Source organism: Moorena sp. SIO3B2 (assembly GCF_010692525.1).
In the GTDB taxonomy this organism is placed as follows: Bacteria; Cyanobacteriota; Cyanobacteriia; order Cyanobacteriales; family Coleofasciculaceae; genus Moorena; species Moorena producens.
This window is the reverse complement of the sequence record NZ_JAAHHE010000745.1, coordinates 1-1951: the sequence shown is the minus strand read 5'-3', so window position 1 is coordinate 1951 and position 1951 is coordinate 1. Positions and strand designations below refer to the sequence as shown.

At 48.3% G+C, this 1951-nt stretch carries 1 pseudogene; it reads right to left on the bottom strand.

Annotation, left to right across the window (positions count from 1 at the left end):
- Window positions 1–127: 127 nt before the first annotated feature.
- Window positions 128–1553 (bottom strand): annotated as a pseudogene (locus tag F6K38_RS40530) (IS4 family transposase).
- Window positions 1554–1951 lie beyond the last annotated feature (398 nt).

Sequence of the window (1951 nt, the reverse complement as noted above, 5' to 3'; positions counted from 1 at the left end):
TTGAAAAAGAGTGAAAGTCCCCCTTGTTAAGGGGGATTTAGGGGGATCCCCCCTAGCCCCCCTTGAAAAAGGGGGGAACTGGAGTGAAAGTCCCCCTTGAAAAAGAGTGAAAGTCCCCCTTGTTAAGCTATGCATTAGTCACATTTTTCTTAACATAATGGGACTTGACACCAGAAGTGGTTTTCGGGGAAAGTAGAAGCCAAGTCTGTGCGATATCATGCAGTCGTCGCAGACCCTGCCAAAGGGTTTTCACCCCTGGTTCACCATCTCTATTGCGCGCCAAAAATCCACCCAACTGGGCTATCCAACGCACACAAGTCCTCAAATTAGGGGGGACCTCAGGTGGGGAGGGTGTTTGATGAATAGTGCAGTAAAGCGCTTGCCACTCATGGGTTTCTAGTACCGTATCCCCAGGAGTATCAGGGTGGTAACGAGCCAAGTAAGTCATCCACAACAAGCGCCAAGCCACAATGGTGTAAGTGGCTAAAGCTCGGTGGATGCGGTCGGCAGTTTCCAGTTGCAGTTGTTCGAGGCGACAACCGCTCTTGAGGACATAATGATAGCGTTCAATCAACCAACGATAAGAGTACCAACGCAAACATTGCACCACATCCTCAAAGCAAGTAACCTCTAAGGTAGTCAAGAGTAACCAACGAACTGGTACCACACCGGGTGGTGGGTTTTCTTCTTCTGCTTTTATTACCTGTAGGCGGATTGGTTGGAGGCGCTCCCGTTCGGGATGAGTAGCTGGTGGTTGTAACTCAATGGTTGTAGTACGTAGGGTCAGGGTAGCTTGACGGGCAAGGCGTTCTGGATTTCGTCTGAGTTCTAAGGTCAGCTGACCACAAGGCATTACTTTTCCAATTGCTTGGTCAAGACGTTGGAGTTGTTGGTCTTCAGAGGTAGGTTTGACTGTACGGTTGTGCATCGCACGAATCAGAAACTCCGAGGAAGGGCGGCGCGGCAGCATGAACAACTCATAGATGTCAGCTTCGCGATCAGCCACTGTGACAACGGTAATTTCTGGAGCAATCAGACTCTGGGTAGCATCCAAGGTCGTTTTCCAACGCTGGCTCTCTTTTTCAGAGATGGGTTTTTTGTGTCGTTGATGCTTCTTTCCCAACGAGCGCGATATCCCTAGCCCAGACTTGTTGATGTAATACACCTAGAGGCACACCATTACTTGTACTACAAAATACTGAGTGAATTTTTAAGCCTCTTGCCTTAGCATTGTCCAAGTAACCCATACCCCTCTTCGCTGGATGATGAGTGAAATTCAGTTCTGTTGTGTCTTGAATGGCAATGACAATAGACTCAAGTTTTACTCGTTCTAATGTACGGCGTTGGTGAGCTGATGCGATCGCTTCCGGTTTAATGTAAGGTGATTTCCAAAACTCATAGGCAGCCTGGGTCGCAGCTAAGTTTCCCGAAGCTTGCGGCACACTGGCATTTGGTTGGGCTGCCAAATCGCTGACAATCCGCATCAACCGTTTTTTGCGACGTACATCCCCTAATTCAGCATCTTGCAGCTCTTCTACTGCCCAAGCTTTCATTTAAGTCCCTCCGAGTTGAGAATTTTTCGTGGCTCTGTCAGTTTACTCACTTCCATTGGATCATCCCTGAGTTCGTCAGCACGTTTTTGCGTACGCCAAGCTACCCCAAATGCATAATTCTTCTGTATTACATTATGAAGTACCCAATGGAGGTTGAATGGAAGAACAAAAACTCAACACGGATATGGATTAAGTAATATGAAGTAATTCCACCTTGCCTCACGTCCCATCAGCTCTCTGGATTGTTAAGAAAGATGTGACTAATGCATAGCTTGTTAAGGGGGATTTAGGGGGATCCCCCCTAGCCCCCCTTGAAAAAGGGGGGAACTGGAGTGAAAGTCCCCCTTGTTAAGGGGGATTTAGGGGGATCCCCCCTAGCCCCCCTTGTTAAGGGGGGA